This window comes from Clostridium sp. (assembly GCF_050717545.1).
Lineage (GTDB): Bacteria > Bacillota > Clostridia > Clostridiales > Clostridiaceae > Clostridium_AD.
Genome location: NZ_JBOITN010000040.1, coordinates 82,110 through 98,513 on the forward strand (window position 1 = coordinate 82,110; position 16,404 = coordinate 98,513).

Below are 16,404 nucleotides of genomic sequence, written 5' to 3' on the forward strand. Positions count from 1 at the left end.
AATATATGACATTTATTGGGGTGGTTATAGTAATTGTTATTGTAATATTTATGATTATAGGTGGAGTAATAAGTAAAAAGAAGTGGTTAAGGATAGCCTCATTGGGGGGGTTCGCTTTAATTGTGGTATTTGTATACTCGATTGTTAAGGGTGTACCCTTTGGTAACTATATTGCCCAGGCAAAAATATCTAATTATGCAAGGCAGGTCTATGGCATAACAACTAAACTTAAAATGCCACAATATAACGTCGTAAACTCTAATTATGTTGCGAATATATTGCAACAAGAAAATGTTGAATTTGAGATAACCTATGATCTTTCAAGTAATAAGATTTACGATGAAAGAGTTAATACTGCCTATAATGGCCTTTTTCAAGAGGAGTATCAAGAAATATTAAAGCTATATGATGGTAATGTTGAGTTGCCACTTACTAATATTAGCACCTCTATCTTAGCGAATGGTAAATATTCAAAAGATATTTATGATCTTACATGTTTTCAAATATTTTATATTACAGGTATTGTAAACCGTGAGAAGATTTCACCTGAGGAAAGCAGTAAAATGCCTGCAAAAATAACCAGAGATGTATTAGATAAGCTAAGCAATAAATTTAATGTTACGTCCCTTCAAATTATATATACCGACTTAAATGGTACTTTTGAAACTATTGTAAAAGGCAAGGATAAACTCACTGTAGAGAAAATGCAAAAAAATACAGCTAAGTTGGATAAACTAGGAGAGGTGGAAAAGAAATTAATCCTTGAACTAAATAAATAAAAATAATCATAATTACATTGAGATTATGATATAGTAATTATAAAGGTTATATATGGTTATCTAAAAGTTATAGCATATTTTAAATAGTAAAGGGGGAGGGCGATTGTGGCAATGATGGGTGTAGTAAGTTCTGTTTATTTCATTTTTATATTAGGGGTTGTGGGAATAAGTGTATATACAATGATTTTGTTTATCAAGGCTTTACAAATTTATATTAAAAAAAATTCATAACGAACATATTTTTAGAAGATATAAGATAAGGGAATCCATTTGGATTCCCTTAAAAATGATAATGAGAAAAGCGGTCTATTAGTTAAAAAACCATAGTTATTTACTTTTCCCATTTAACTGCTGTGCAAATATTCTTGATAGATATATACCGGTATTTTTTACTTGTTCAACAGTATTGTTATTATTACCTACCTCAATTAGCACTGCGTTATCACTTCTATTCTGATTATAAAAATCAAGGCCACGGTTCATTACACTAATGTGTTTATCATGCAGAAATCCCGGAAATAATTTATTTGATATTCCTACCATAGAGTCTACTAGAACCTTTTGCTTTGCATATCTTGGGTTTCCCTTAGTAACTACAAACATTATTTTAGCAGCATCTTGACCGTCTATTTTAGTAGTTATTGCATTCTTATTATTTACAGGAGCACCATCCCTATGTAAATCTATAATTAAATCGAAATCTCCGAATTCCTTTAAATATTTATCCAGAGTAACGGCGGATTTTTTATATGAATTTGCATAATCTAATAAATTATGGAGGGTTTTATCATGGATAACAGAAATTCCATAGGTCTTTTTTAATTCTGTTTCTATTATATCCCCTACACCTACTACATTTTTTGTTTCATCCGTACTAAATGTACTTTTAGTTGTATCTGTATTTGAGGTGAGATAAGATTCAGTTGCATGAGTGTGATATATAAATACTCGTGGGCTAGCCTCATTAAGGGTTTGTTTCAAATCAGCACTTGGGATGATTGCTACATCAGTTGGCTCTGTCGAATTGCTTACCTGAGACTCCGTTAAATTAAAAGGAGTAACTGCCTCTATAATTTTCTCTTGTGTGCTAATATTATTTATATTAGTACTAGCTTCGTTTTTATCTAAATATGATATTTCTTTTGTTATTATTGTTATAGGATTAAAAATGTTTATTCCTAAAAATGATAAGATGGAATATTCAATTTCACTGTTAACTTCTTGCCCCCCATTGCTAGAGGAATTAAGCAAAGCTAGTGTATTATTAATAGCTTTAATATAGTAAAAATTTTGAGATTTTTGTTCTGTATCTGCATTAGCATTTTTAGGTAAAATAAGGCCAAATAAAAAGATAATGAGAAATGTTGTAATACATAAAGATATTCTCCTATTATCATATATTTTAAGCTTTTTTTGCTTCATATTAATCCTCCTAGCGTAGTTTAGTTTATAACTGTAATGTGTATTATTTTATAATGTATTCAGTAAAATATTAATTATCACAATATTTACACAAAATTAGTGGTTTAAAAAAAGACTTAAGGTACATTTTGACTGATTTATAGTATACTTATGGGATGAATTATAACACGTTAAAGAATTTAACAAGTTGGAGAGTGTGATATATGAGATTTTTAAAGGATATCGAAAATCAAGCGATAAGTATTAAAAAAATGAGCATAATTAAAGCTTTTCTTGTAATGATTGTATCTGTTTTGTTAGAAGCTTTTGGACAAATACCCATAGAAATATTAAAGATATTTTCACGACAATTTACACATGTAGGGGCATATATAGACTTTGCTTTTGGAGTAGTAGTTAAATATTTTATTATTATTCTTTTGTTAAAGTGGTATAGTAAAAAATCTGATCATAAAGAGCTCAAAGAGCCACTTAGACACAAACAAAATTTAAATAGGAAGAATTTTATTTGTATTGCACTAATAATTATAGCCTTTCGTTTAATATATGATAATAGCTTATTGTACTGGGTTAATAAGATACCTATGCCTGACTTTATAATACAAGCTTTTGAGGAAATGTCTATGGAACCTATCACAATGATATTAAGTGTTGCGATTATAGCACCAATATATGAAGAAGTTATTTTTAGAGGGATTTTGCTAAAGGGAATGTCCAGAAAAATGAATCCAAAATTAGCAATTATAGTATCGGCTTTATTTTTCGCTGTGCTTCATTTGAATATTCCACAAGGCATTAATGCATTTTTATTAGGACTAGTTATTGGAGCTATATACTTAAGTACAGGTTCAATTTATTTAAGTATATTTGCACACTTTGTAAATAATTCAGTTGGAATCTCAATTTCTGGATTTTTTGCATCAATAAGTGGAAAGTACAGCATTTTATCTCATGGAGTAGCTTTTATTGTGGGAGTTATAATTTTAACTGCTGTTTATAGATGGTATAAGCAAAGTGAAACTGAAAATGAGTTACCTATATACAGAGAGTTTAAAGAATTGTAAACTCGATATTTATTTTTCTGAATTATTTATATAGTAATTTTTGAATAAGTTACTATTGTGATAAATGATAGTAATATGATATTCAGTTGCAATACATCTTTACAAAACTCTTAATTAACTATATAATAAGCTTTAAACTGAAAGTTCAAAATATAATAAGTTCATAACGTTAAAATTAAATGTAGTGCCTAAATATGAAAGATAAGGTATACAACAAGGAGGAGAATAAATGAAAAAGATCCAGATGGAAGACCATAATGATGCTTATAATATAGCAAAGAGTAATTTGTTAGCAGATAATCAAGAGCAACCAGAGTTATTTAAAGAAATATTTCCATATTCAGAAATTCCAAAGATGGTTTTTGGAAGTCAGCAAATTCCAATGTGTATACCTGATGATATTTGGATTACAGACACTACATTCAGAGACGGACAACAGGCTATGGATACTTACACTGAAAAACAAATAGTTAAAATATTTGATTATTTACACAAACTTGATAATAATTCTGGGATAATAAGACAAACAGAATTTTTTTTATATACGCAAAAGGATAGAAATGCTGTTAAAAAGTGTCTAGAAAGAGGATATAAGTATCCACAAGTGACATCTTGGATAAGGGCCAACAAGGAAGATTTTAAGTTAGTAAAAGACATGGGGCTTAAGGAAACAGGAATGCTTATGTCATGCTCTGATTATCATATATTCAAAAAATTAAATAAAACTAGGCAAGAAGCTATGGATTTATATGTTTTGCTAGCAGAAGAGGCGATAGAAAATGGTATAGTTCCAAGATGTCATCTTGAAGATATAACTAGAGCAGATTTCTTTGGATTTGTAGTGCCACTAGCAAAAAGACTTATGGAACTTTCTAAGAAGTCTGGTATTAAGATAAAAATTAGGGCTTGTGATACATTAGGTCTTGGATTACCTTACGCAGGTACTCAGCTTCCAAGAAGTGTACAACACATCATATATGGACTGCGGGTATATGCAGGAGTTCCTTCTGACTGCCTTGAGTGGCATGGACACAATGACTTTTATAATGTGGTGCCAAATGCTACAACAGCATGGCTTCATGGATGCAGCGCTATAAATACATCTCTGTTTGGTATTGGCGAGAGAACAGGTAATTGTCCACTAGAAGCTATGATTATAGAATATGGCCAAATAAGAGGAAATGTAAAAGATATGAATTTGAAACTTATAAGTGAAATTGGTGAATATTTTGAAGGTGAGTTTAAATACAGCATTCCACCTAGAACACCATTTGTAGGTAGTGAATTCAATGTTACGAGAGCCGGAATACATGCAGATGGAATATTAAAAGATGAAGAAATATATAATATTTTTGATACGGAAAAAATATTAGGTAGACCAATTGTTGTTGCGGTTAATGAACATTCGGGACATGCAGGTATAGCGGCTTGGGTTAATACTTATTTTAGATTAAAAGAAACTGACAAGATAGATAAGAAAGACCATCGAATTCAAATTATAAAAGAATGGGTAGATGAGGAATATCAAGCAGGCAGAAACACTGTGATGAAAAGTGAAGAGTTAGAATTATTTGCGAAAAGTGCTATTCCGGAACTAAGTTTAAAATCACAGAGGACTAAAGCGTGTTAATATAGAATATATATATATACAAAAAATGGAGGGATATAATGGCATTTACTGTAACGCAAAAAATAATTAAGGCTCATTTAGTTAAGGGCGAAATGATTACGGGTACTGAGATTGCAATTAAAATAGATCAAACATTAACTCAAGATTCTACAGGTACAATGGCATATCTTCAATTTGAAGCTATGGGAATTGATAAAGTTCAAACAAAAAAGTCTGTTGCATATATAGACCATAATATACTGCAAACTGGTCCTGAAAATGCAGATGATCATCTATATATACAAAATGTTGCTAAAAAACATGGCATATATTTCTCTAAAACTGGGAATGGTATTTGTCATCAAGTGCATTTAGAAAGATTTGGAGTGCCAGGTCAAACTTTACTTGGATCAGACAGTCACACTCCAACTGGTGGAGGAATAGGGATGATTGCGATAGGAGCGGGTGGACTTGATGTTGCGGTTGCTATGGGCGGCGGAGAATATTATATAACAATGCCTAAGGTTGTAAAAGTAGAGCTTACAGGGAAATTAAGTCCTTGGGTTGCGGCTAAGGATATTATTCTGGAAGTATTAAGACGCTTAACGGTTAAGGGTGGAGTTAACAGAGTATTTGAATATACGGGAGTCGGAGTTGGAACTTTAAGTGTACCAGATAGAGCAACTATTACAAATATGGGAGCAGAGCTTGGAGCTACAACTTCATTATTTCCTAGCGATGAGGTAACCCACGCATTCTTAAAAGCTCAAGATAGAGAAAAAGATTTTGTAGAGCTTAAAGCAGATGATGGAGCAGTATATGATGAAATAGTTGAAGTAGATTTAAGTAAAATTGAACCTCTTGCTGCTTGTCCTCACAGCCCAGATAAGGTAGTTCTAGTATCATCTTTAAAACATATAAAAGTAGACCAAGTGTTAATAGGAAGTTGTACTAATTCGTCTTATGTTGATATGATGAAAGTGTCAAAAATACTCCTTGGAAAAACTATACCTGATGAAGTGTCACTTGCTATCGCACCAGGTTCAAAACAGGTTTTAAATATGTTATCTAAAAACGGTGCACTTGGAGATATGATTGATTCTGGTGCAAGAATTTTAGAAAGTGCATGTGGTCCATGTATAGGAATGGGTCAAGCACCTGCAACTGATGCGGTATCACTAAGAACCTTTAATAGAAATTTTAAAGGTAGATCTGGAACTGTGTCAGCTCAGGTTTATATTGTGAGCCCAGAAGTTGCGGTTGCATCAGCGCTTACAGGATATATAACTGATCCAAGAGAACTGGGAGAGGCAGTTGTTGTGCCTATGCCAGAAAAATTCTTGATTAATGATAATTTAATAATAAAACCAGCTGGCGATGGAGAAGGTTTAGTAGTTAAGAGAGGTCCTAATATTAAGCCATTCCCTATAGCTAAAGAATTAATAGGAAGCGTTGCAGGTAAAGTTTTAACTAAACTTGGTGATAATATTACAACTGATGATATAATGCCATCTAATGCTAAATTACTTCCATTTAGATCTAATATTCCTTATCTTGCAGAATTTTGTTTAACTCCAAGTGATGAGAATTTCCCAACTAAAGCGAAAGAAAATGGTGGTGGAATTATAGTTGCAGGATCAAATTATGGTCAAGGATCAAGTAGAGAACATGCAGCACTTGCACCTCTTTTCTTAGGTGTTACAGTTGTTCTTGCGAAATCTTTTGCAAGAATTCATAAAGCTAATTTAATTAATAATGCTATAATTCCGTTGGTGTTCGAGGATGCAAATGATTATGAAGATATAACATTTATGGATGAATTAGTAATAGAAGATGCCACGAAGCAAATTATAAAAGATATTGTTATTGTAAAAAATATAACAAAAGGAACAGAATATAAAACTCTACCTGAAGTAACGGGGAGAGAAAAAGATATGCTTATACATGGTGGATTAATAAATCTTATGAAAAACAAGAAAAAAGGAGAGGTTTAGAAGTATGGAGCATAATATTACACTTATACCTGGCGACGGAATTGGGCCAGAGGTAACTTCGGCCACTGTTAAAGTTTTAGAAAAAAGTGGCGTTAAAATTAATTGGGAAATAGTACGTATGGGCTCAGGAGTTATAGAGGAGTTTAATACTCCTATGCCCCCTTATGTTTTAGAAAGCATCAAGAAGAATAAAATTGCACTTAAAGGACCTGTAACTACACCTGTAGGTAAGGGATTTAAAAGCGTTAATGTTACATTGAGACAAGAGCTAAATCTTTATGCTAATATTAGGCCTATAAAAACACATGCTGGTGTACCATCAAAATTTACTGATGTGGATCTAATAATAGTTAGAGAAAACAGTGAAGATTTATATATAGGAATAGAGCACATGATAACAGAGGACATAGCTGAGAGCATAAAGATAATAAGTAAAAAAGCTAGCGATAGAATAGTAGAATATGCTTTCAAACTTGCAAAAGAGCAAAATAGAAAAGAAGTTATAGCTGTTCACAAAGCAAATATTATGAAACTTTCCGATGGACTATTTTTAAGATGTGCAAGAAGTGTTGCGCAGAAACATAAAGAGATAGCTTTTGGAGACGTTATAGTAGACGCTATGAGTATGAAGCTTGTAATGAACCCAGAAAGATATGATGTATTAGTAATGCCTAATTTATATGGAGATATACTCTCTGATATGGCAGCAGGACTAGTTGGCGGTCTTGGACTAGTTCCTGGAGCAAACATAGGAGAAGATGGCGCAGTTTTTGAGCCAGCTCATGGTTCAGCTCCAGATATAGCAGGCCAAAACATAGCAAATCCAACTGCATGTATTCTCTCAGCAGTTATGATGCTTAGATACATAGGAGAACCTGCAGCAGCAGATAAAATAGAAAATGCTGTAGAAGCTGTTTTAAAAGAAGGAAAACACTTAACTTGTGATTTAGGTGGTACTACTGGAACTCGCGAGTTTACGCAAGTTGTTATAGAACAAATGGAAAAATGAGAATAAATAAACTTCTTAGTAATTATGGCATTTGTTCAAGAACTGATGCAGCTAGACTTATTGGCGAGAATAGAATTATTGTAAATGGTAAGTTATGTATTCCTGGGCAGTGGGTAGAAATAGAGGATGATATTCTTATAGATGATGAGCATATATCAGCTAACAAGAAGATTTATATTGCTTTAAATAAGCCAGTGGGGATTACTTGCACAGCAGCAAAAGCAGTAGCAAACAATATAATTGATTTTATGGATTATCCGCAGTATATATTTCCAGTTGGAAGATTAGATAAGGAGTCTCAGGGGTTAATACTTATGACCAATGATGGCGACTGGTCAAACAATATTTTGGATTCTGATAATGAACATGAGAAAGAGTATATAGTAACTTTGAACAAACCTTTTGATGATCTTTTTATAAAAGGAATGTCGAAAGGGGTTCAAATTTGTGGTGTTAACACGAGGCCATGCAAAGTTATCAAAGCTTGTGATAATACTTTTAGGATTGTTCTTACTCAAGGATTAAATAAGCAAATACGAAGAATGTCTAAAATGTTTGGATATACAGTTATAAGGCTAGAGAGAATTCGAATTATTAATATAAAAGTTGAGGGAATAGATATTGGGTCATGGCGACACCTTATGGAGAAAGAAGTAATTGAATTAGGTAAATAGATAAAGGGTTTCTTAGTAGCTATACTAAGAAACCCTTTTGTGAATAATGCAGCTCCGCAGGAGATGATTTAATTATCTAGTTTTAAAAGTTAAACAGTCAGTTTCTGAGTATAAATTAACATTGTCACCATGAACTTCTATAGAGTTAGCCTTGCAGAGTTCATTAGAGTTATAGATGCAGGTCCCTACAGTGCAAGAAACTACGTCACATCCATTACTATTAGAATCTATGATATTTGTAAGAGAATTGTAGGCAAGACTATCTAAAAATGAAGCGCAGCAAGTATCAGAATCTTTTTTAGCACTTTTTCCACCAATATTTATTATGTTTGCAAAACATTTGTGTTCATTATTATGTGAGCAATTTTCAACACCACAGCAAATTTTTGACATTATATCTCCTCCTTAATCTATCTACTAAGAAGTTTAACCCAAAATTAAAGAAATTATTTATGAAAAATGAGCTGAATTAAATATTATAAGAATAAATCGGACCAAAATTTTTAATTCCTTTAAATTTGGGTGTTTATAAGCTATGGAATGTGATATAATAAAAATAATGTAGTAAAAATAAACATGTGTGTTCTAGAGAAAATTGAGTTGTTAATAAAAAACTAGGGAAATATTAAAGTTATATATAATTTTAAATCCCTTAAAGGCAAATGAAAAAAATAGGCTAGCATGCTGACTGGTTATTTTTTTAAGATGCCTAAATAGAAGAAAGAGGTGTCCTATCATTAAAAACGAAAATAGTAAAGTAGAAAACATTAAAGTAGAAACTACTAAGGTAGAAGTTAAACTTAATAAATATCAAACACTTGAAGAAGTTACTTATTTAAAAATAGTTAAAAAAGATGGCACAACCATTGACTGTAAAATAGATACAGAAGATTTACAAAGAGTATTAGCTAAAGGTCGTTGGTTTGCAGAGTGGAACAAAGCCTTTAATAATTTCTTAGCTCAAAACTTAGGAAGTTATTATATCGAAGAGAAAAAATATAGAAGAAAGCAAAGTTTGCAATCATTTATATTAGAGGTTCATCCAAAAGCACCTGTAAGACATATTAATGGAGACACTTTAGACAATAGAAAAAGTAATCTAGAGGTATATAACCAAAACACAATTAATGATTATGAGGAACATGATGAAGATTCTGTTGACGTAATATTAAGAGACAGATATGGTAAAGAGAAAACAAGAACAATAATTGATAAAGAAGATTTGAACAGAGTAGTTAACAATGACTACACATGGGTTTTATTTAAGAAAGACACTGAACCTTATGCAGTAGCAAATACTCCTGGTGGAAAAATTTATCTAAATAGATTTATAATGAGTACTACTGAAGATATGGTTACTCATCCTATAAATCTTAATACATTAGACAACAGAAAAGCTAATTTAGAAAATAAAAATGCTAATGTTGAAGATGTTAAATTGGGCGAAGAAACTGAAAGTTAATAAATTTATAAAAACCAGTGTAGAAGATATTTCTATACTGGTTTTATTTTTTTGTGTAAATATATAAACTTTATAGCTTATGTAGTTTAAAAGTGTTAACGATGCATATAACAATTTGTTATGCTGTATAATACTTGCTTATTATAAAAATACTAATATTATTTCATAATTATGATATAATTGATACAAATTTAAAAAGATGATTGAATAAAAGGCGGTATGATGGTGAATAAAAAAAGTACATATGAAAAGATATTAACTATTGGAACAGTACTTGTTATTTTTGCAATATGGTTTATAGTAACCCAATTTGGGTGGGTTGATCCTAAATTAGTGCCATCTCCACAATCGGTATGGACTGCCTTGATTGATATTATGAAAAATGGGTACAAGAATTATACATTGCTACAGCATTTAGAAGCAAGTATGGAAAGGCTTATTATCGCTTTTTTTGCAGCGGCTGTTATTGCAGTACCTTTAGGTCTTGCCAGCGGTTACAATTCCAAGCTTAGGGCAATTTTTGAACCTATTATAGAATTTTATCGTCCACTTCCACCACTTGCTTATTATACACTTTTAGTTTTGTGGTTAGGGATTGAAAATGGTTCTAAGATTGTACTTTTATTATTAGCTTGCTTTGCACCAATTTATATTGCTTGCGTATCAGCAGTTATAAAAATAAAGGAAGATTATATAAATAGCGCATACACTGTAGGGGCAAATAAACTACAAATATTTATTTATGTGATATTCCCGGCATGTTTACCTGATATATTCATGGGGCTTAGAACGGCATTAGGTGTTGGATATACTACTTTGGTATCGGCTGAAATGGTTGCGGCAAGTTCTGGTATAGGATGGATGGTATTGGATGCAAGTCGATATTTGAGAAGTGATATTATTTTTCTTGGAATTATTATAATGGGGCTAACGGGTATTTTATTAGATAAGAGTATACAATTTATTGAACATAAGATTGTTCCTTGGAAAGGTAAAGAATAAAAAATATATTATAATTAGGGGTGGCAATTATGAAGTTTAAAGATATATTAGCGAAGGTTATAATGACAACAGTGATAGCAACATTATTTGTAGGATGTGGAACTTCAAAAAGTGCAGAAAATAAAGAGGCTTCTTCAGGAGTACCTAAGGTGGTAAATATAGGTACTCAACAGATGCCTAATGATGAGAAAATTGCTATAGCAAAAGGTTTTTTTGAAGAAGAGCTTGGAGTGAAAGTTAATATTATTGAATTTAACGCAGGTGATATAAGAAATGCTCTTGTATCAAAAAATATTGATTTTGCCTTACTTGGTTCATCATCTGCAACACTTGGGATTGCAAGCGGTATTGATGTTCAAGTTATTTGGATACATGAAGTACTTGGTGATGCAGAAAGATTGGTAGCTAAAAATAGTTCAAATATTAATTCTATAAATGATATTATAGGGAAGAAAGTTGCTACTCCATTTGCTACGACAGCACATTATAGCTTATTAAAGGCCTTGGAGTTAAATGGTATTTCCCAAAAAGATATAACACTACTTGATATGCAAATGCCAGAAGTATATGCAGCTTGGCAAAGAGGAGACATTGATGCAGCTTATGCATGGGAACCTACACTCTCTAGCCTTTTAAAGGACGGTAAAACTATAATATCAAGTAAGGATATGGCTGGGAAAGGTGTTGTTACATCTAATGTAGAGGTTGTTAGGCGAGAATTTGGTGAAAAGTATCCTAGCGTTGTAGCAAAGTATATAAAGGCTGTAAATAAATCTATTAAACTTTATAATGAAAATCAAGTTGAGGCAGTTAAAACAATTTCTGGTGCATTTGAAATTACACAAAAGGAAGCATTAAAACAGATGCAGGGCTCTATTTGGCTTACTGCAGAGGAGCAATTAGATCCTGCTTATTTTGGAACAAGCGATAAGAAAGGTGAATTAGTAAATTCATTAAAAGATACAGCTGATTTTTTATATGAACAAAAAAGTCTTATGTCTGTACCTAAGTTATCTACTTTTGAAGAGGCAGTAAATCCATCATATATAGAAAATGCTTTAAAATAGAAATGGGGAATTTTTATGAAAGAAACATTAAAACGTAAAGAAAATTATGTTGTAACACTAAAAGATATAAATTTAATGTATTCTGGTGAGAAAGGTGAAGTTGTTGCCCTACAGGAGATAAATTTAGACATAAAGGAAGGCGAATTTATATGTGTGCTTGGTCCATCAGGTTGTGGCAAAAGTACTTTACTCAAAATTCTTGCAGGTTTTCTTAAACCCTCAAAGGGCAAAGCTAAAATGGACAATGAACTTATTACCGGACCTGATTGGCATAAAGGTGTTGTTTTTCAAAGCCCTATCTTATATCCATGGTTAAATGTTAAGGATAATGTTGCTTTTGGTCTGAAAATGAGAAAGTTACCCAAAAATGAGATTGAGGAATTAACGGTTAAATATTTAGAACTTGTAGGTCTTAAAGGCTCGGAGAAGCATAAATCTTATGAGCTTTCTGGGGGTATGAAACAAAGAGCTTCCCTTGCAAGGGTTTTAGTAAATAAGCCTAGAATGATTTTAATGGATGAACCATTTGGAGCATTAGATGCTTTAACAAGACGAAATATGCAAACTTTAATAAGAAAAATTTGGACTAAAACAAAAAATACTGTTTTCCTCATTACACATGATGTTGATGAGGCGTTAGCACTTGCCACAAGGATTATTGTAATGTCAACCAGTCCGGGCAGAATACTTAAGGAATATAATATAGATTTCACTTATAACACTTCAGGTGTGAATCATGAGAATGAAAGATTTACACCTGAATATATGGAGATAAGAGAAGAAATCTTAAACATTATCAATAGCCAAAATGATGAATTAAAGTTTTTATGAATTTCATGTATAACAATTTGTAATACTGCATAACTGATTGCTATTACAGAAACGTATAAGATTGTATTATAATTAACACATAGTTTGGCATTAATTTAACAAAGACAAAATATTATATGGGGGCGTTAACATGAGCAAAAAATATTTAATAGTAGGCGGAGTTGCAGGTGGTGCATCAACGGCAGCCAGACTCAGAAGACTTAGCGAAGAAGATCAAATAATAATGTTTGAAAGAGATTCAGACGTATCTTTTTCGAACTGCTGTCTGCCATACCACTTAAGTGGGATAGTAGAAGAAGCGGATAGTCTAGTGCTTATGCATCCAGATAAATTTTTAGCACAATACAATATAGAAGCTAGAATTCATAGTGAAGTTATAGATATAGACAGAGAGAAAAAAGAAGTAAAGGTTAAAAATACATTAACTGGAGCGCAGTATACAGAAAACTATGACAAGCTAATTTTATCTCCAGGTGCAAAGCCTATACTTCCTCCTATCAAAGGGATTGAAGATGTAAAGGTATTTACAGTAAGAAATGTTGTGGATATAGATAAACTTAATAAATATGTAAAGAAAATGGGAATAACGAATATATCAGTAATAGGCGGAGGATTCATAGGAGTTGAAGTTGCTGAAAACCTAAAAGAAGCAGGAAACAATGTAACGTTAGTTGAAGCAATGTCACATATTATGAAACCATTTGACTACGATATGGCTCAAATTCTTCACAAAGAAATGCGTGATAAGGGTGTAAACCTAATCGTAGGAGATAAAGTAAGTTCTTTTGAAAAGGATACTGTTGTTCTAGAATCGGGTAAAAAAATACAAGCACAAGCAGTGGTTATGTCTATTGGTGTACTTCCAGAAACTTCTCTTGCAGTTAAGGTTGGACTTGAAATCGGAATAACAGGAGCTATAAAAGTAGATCAAAACTATAGAACTAGCGATAAGAACATATATGCAGTTGGAGATGCTATTGAAGTATATCATGCACTCGCAGGAATACCTATTAAGTTATCATTAGCAGGTCCTGCTCAAAAACAAGCAAGACAAGCTGCTGACCATATGCACGGTAAAGTTGTAAGAAATACAGGAGTTATAGGATCATCAGTAGTGAAATGTTTTGATTATAATGCAGCTTCAGTAGGCTTAAATGAAGAAATGATAGAGGCTCTTAAATTAAATATTAATTATGAAGTAGCTAAGGTAATTCCAGGAGATAAAGTTGGAATAATGCCTGGTTGTGAGCCACTACATTTTAAGCTGATATTTGAAATTCCAACAGGAAAAGTATTAGGAGCTCAAGCAATTGGATTGGGAAATGTAGATAAGAGAATGGATGTAATTGCTACAGCTATTAAATTTGGAGCAACAGTAGATGATTTAAGAGATTTAGAATTATGTTATGCACCACCATTCGGAACAGCTAAAGATGTAGTTAACTTTGCTGGATATGTAGCGACTAACTTATTACATGGTGCATTTAATCAAGTAAGTGAAAAAGACGTAAGAGGTTTAGTTGAAAGTAAAGCTTGTATAATAGATGTAAGAGAAAAAGGTGAATATGAATTAAGCCACATAACTTGCGCTAAGAATATACCACTTAGTGAAATAAGACAAAGAGTAGATGAAATACCAAAAGATCAACCAGTATATATGCATTGTAGAAGTGCACAAAGAAGCTACAATGCAGTAATGGCACTTCAAAATTTGGGGTATACAAACATTTACAATATTGCAGGTGGTTTTTTAGGAATATCCTTCTATGAATATTTCGATGATGTAACTACTGGAAGAGAAAAAATAGTTACTGACTATAATTTCTTATAATATTTCAGCGACCCAAAAGATGATTTAACATGAATCCAGCTGTTTATATTAATCCAGCTGGATTTATATTAAAATGAAAATAAATATAGAAAGGAAATGAGATATGAGTAATTCAGGGGGAAGCACTGAGTTAAAGACTAATATTAAAGTAGTAAATGGAAAAGCAATTATAAATAAAACACAATACTTTATTGGATTTGCAATTATAATAGCTATGGTTATCTTTACTATGTCTTTATCTGCAAATAATCCTAAGTTAGGATTATATTTAATCACTGGACTTGCAATCGGTTATATAATGCAAAGATCAAGATTAGGATTTGCAGGCGGTATAAAAAGAATATATGTAACTGGAGATTCATCTTTAACAAAAGCACTAATGTTTATGCTTGCTATATCAATAATAATAACAGCAGCAATACATTATGGTGCTTTTGCTGGTGGAGCTGAGGTAGCATCTAGAGCATTCGGAGGGGCTAAGATAATTCCAGGAACTCAATTTGTTAAGCCAATTAACCTTTTATCTATTATAGGTGGAATATTATTTGGTATTGGTATGATGTTTGGCGGTGGATGTGCTTCTGGAACACTTACAGATGCAGGTGAAGGTGAAGGAAGAGCTTTAATAACGCTGTTCTTTTTTATAACAGGAGCCCTGTGGGGAGAATACTCTATGGGTTGGTTGAAAGATACTGTGTTTTTCACTTGGGGTAAAAAAGTTTACTTGCCAGATTCTTTTGGTTATGTGGGAGCTATAGTAATTTCATTATTAGGATGCTTAGCAGTTTATATTTTTGCTAAATGGTATGAAAATAAGAGGAAAAGAGCAAATACTTTTATTTTACCAGAATACGAAGAATGGGAAAAAGAATTGCCAGAAGCTGTGGAATACAAATTTTTCAGTAAAGAAACCTATCACAAATTTTTCATAAAAAGATGGTCTTTATATACTGGAGCAGTACTTTTAGCAGCTATGTTTGAAGTAATATTACTTACAACAGGTAGTAGTTGGGGAGTAACTGCAGCTTTTGTAAATTGGGGCGCTTGGATATATGGATCATTAGGTCTAATAGATGTTTCAAAGTGGGGATCTTTCTCTTCCCAAATGGATACAATTAGGGGAGGATTTTTGAATGATCCTGATTCTATGAGAAACTTAGGAATAATAATAGGAGCTATAATATCTCCGTTACTCGCAGGACACTTTTCATTTAAGAAAAAATTTGTGTTAAAGGATATTGCATTCTATGCAATGGGTGGATTATTAATGGGATTTGGTGCAAGATTTGCACTAGGATGTAATATAGGAGCATTCTATTCAGCACTAGCTAATTTTTCATTATCTGGATGGCTGTTTATGCTAGCTTTAATTTTAGGTGGAGTAATAGGAGTTAATTTAATTAAGAAATTTAACATTACAATTTAACGATATTTTAGCTCCGCAGGAGATGATTTAACTTTTATTAATCTTTCCATAGAGAAAGAAGAAAATGCTGTGGTGCCTAAATGCACCATAGCATTTTGTACGTCCATCATGTTCGCTGAGCCGATAGGCAGAAAGAAGCCTACGTCACCTAACCAACGGGAAGACAACCTGAGAGCAAGGGCGCTACTGGCAACGGTAGGGTCTGAAGGAAGCAGCAGGGGAAATGTGGAACAT

General features: G+C 32.3%; 16 protein-coding genes. 13 read left to right on the forward strand and 3 right to left on the reverse strand.

Going from position 1 to position 16,404, the window contains the following annotated elements:
• Positions 1 to 5 precede the first annotated feature (5 nt).
• Complete coding sequence (locus tag ACREVX_RS14630) at positions 6 to 779, forward strand: hypothetical protein (RefSeq protein ID WP_431544956.1); 774 nt, start codon at positions 6 to 8, stop codon at positions 777 to 779.
• A gap of 105 nt (positions 780 to 884) precedes the next feature.
• The gene (locus ACREVX_RS14635) at positions 885 to 1,010 is read left to right on the forward strand and encodes a hypothetical protein (protein ID WP_431544957.1); all 126 of its coding nucleotides are present in this window, start codon (positions 885 to 887) and stop codon (positions 1,008 to 1,010) included.
• Positions 1,011 to 1,106: 96 nt separating this feature from the next.
• Here the strand turns inward: ACREVX_RS14635 and ACREVX_RS14640 are convergent, their stop codons facing one another.
• On the reverse strand, positions 1,107 to 2,201 hold the full coding sequence (locus ACREVX_RS14640; protein WP_431544958.1) for a stage II sporulation protein P: 1,095 nt from the start codon (positions 2,199 to 2,201) through the stop codon (positions 1,107 to 1,109).
• Positions 2,202 to 2,404: 203 nt separating this feature from the next.
• On the opposite strand from ACREVX_RS14640, the gene ACREVX_RS14645 reads away from it, so the two are divergent.
• The 5 genes from ACREVX_RS14645 to ACREVX_RS14665 all read left to right on the forward strand — a co-directional run bounded on the left by ACREVX_RS14645 (position 2,405) and on the right by ACREVX_RS14665 (position 8,551).
• Complete coding sequence (locus ACREVX_RS14645; RefSeq protein WP_431544959.1) at positions 2,405 to 3,265, forward strand: CPBP family intramembrane glutamic endopeptidase; 861 nt, start codon at positions 2,405 to 2,407, stop codon at positions 3,263 to 3,265.
• A gap of 244 nt (positions 3,266 to 3,509) precedes the next feature.
• Entirely contained in the window at positions 3,510 to 4,895 is a 1,386-nt protein-coding gene (locus ACREVX_RS14650; RefSeq protein ID WP_431544971.1) for a hydroxymethylglutaryl-CoA lyase-like TIM-barrel protein, read from the forward strand.
• 38 nt (positions 4,896 to 4,933) lie between these two features.
• Positions 4,934 to 6,868: an aconitate hydratase gene (locus tag ACREVX_RS14655; protein ID WP_431544960.1), complete on the forward strand. Its 1,935-nt coding sequence runs from the start codon at positions 4,934 to 4,936 to the stop codon at positions 6,866 to 6,868.
• 4 nt (positions 6,869 to 6,872) lie between these two features.
• The gene (locus ACREVX_RS14660; RefSeq protein ID WP_431544961.1) at positions 6,873 to 7,877 is read left to right on the forward strand and encodes an isocitrate/isopropylmalate dehydrogenase family protein; all 1,005 of its coding nucleotides are present in this window, start codon (positions 6,873 to 6,875) and stop codon (positions 7,875 to 7,877) included.
• A complete protein-coding gene (locus tag ACREVX_RS14665; protein ID WP_431544962.1) occupies positions 7,874 to 8,551 on the forward strand; it encodes a pseudouridine synthase in 678 nt (225 codons plus the stop codon). Before ACREVX_RS14660 ends, ACREVX_RS14665 begins: the two co-directional genes overlap by 4 nt.
• Positions 8,552 to 8,623: 72 nt before the next feature.
• Here ACREVX_RS14665 and ACREVX_RS14670 read toward each other — a convergent pair whose 3' ends face one another.
• Entirely contained in the window at positions 8,624 to 8,944 is a 321-nt protein-coding gene (locus tag ACREVX_RS14670; RefSeq protein WP_431544963.1) for a DUF1540 domain-containing protein, read from the reverse strand.
• 622 nt (positions 8,945 to 9,566) lie between these two features.
• On the opposite strand from ACREVX_RS14670, the gene ACREVX_RS14675 reads away from it, so the two are divergent.
• From ACREVX_RS14675 to ACREVX_RS14700, 6 genes are all read left to right on the forward strand, one after another.
• Positions 9,567 to 10,013: a hypothetical protein gene (locus tag ACREVX_RS14675; protein ID WP_431544964.1), complete on the forward strand. Its 447-nt coding sequence runs from the start codon at positions 9,567 to 9,569 to the stop codon at positions 10,011 to 10,013.
• Positions 10,014 to 10,235: 222 nt separating this feature from the next.
• Positions 10,236 to 11,015: an ABC transporter permease gene (locus tag ACREVX_RS14680; protein WP_431544965.1), complete on the forward strand. Its 780-nt coding sequence runs from the start codon at positions 10,236 to 10,238 to the stop codon at positions 11,013 to 11,015.
• A gap of 29 nt (positions 11,016 to 11,044) precedes the next feature.
• Positions 11,045 to 12,082 carry a taurine ABC transporter substrate-binding protein gene (locus ACREVX_RS14685; protein WP_431544966.1) on the forward strand — a complete coding sequence of 346 codons (1,038 nt, stop codon included), beginning with the start codon at positions 11,045 to 11,047 and terminating at the stop codon, positions 12,080 to 12,082.
• Positions 12,083 to 12,097: 15 nt separating this feature from the next.
• On the forward strand, positions 12,098 to 12,913 hold the full coding sequence (locus ACREVX_RS14690) for an ABC transporter ATP-binding protein (protein ID WP_431544967.1): 816 nt from the start codon (positions 12,098 to 12,100) through the stop codon (positions 12,911 to 12,913).
• 130 nt (positions 12,914 to 13,043) lie between these two features.
• Complete coding sequence (locus ACREVX_RS14695; protein ID WP_431544968.1) at positions 13,044 to 14,744, forward strand: FAD-dependent oxidoreductase; 1,701 nt, start codon at positions 13,044 to 13,046, stop codon at positions 14,742 to 14,744.
• A 169-nt stretch (positions 14,745 to 14,913) separates the two neighbouring features.
• A complete protein-coding gene (locus tag ACREVX_RS14700) occupies positions 14,914 to 16,170 on the forward strand; it encodes a YeeE/YedE family protein (RefSeq protein ID WP_431544972.1) in 1,257 nt (418 codons plus the stop codon).
• Here the strand turns inward: ACREVX_RS14700 and ACREVX_RS14705 are convergent.
• Positions 16,167 to 16,404: hypothetical protein (locus ACREVX_RS14705; RefSeq protein WP_431544969.1), on the reverse strand; the 238-nt coding region annotated here is incomplete at its 5' end. The two genes, ACREVX_RS14700 and ACREVX_RS14705, sit on opposite strands and share 4 nt — an antisense overlap.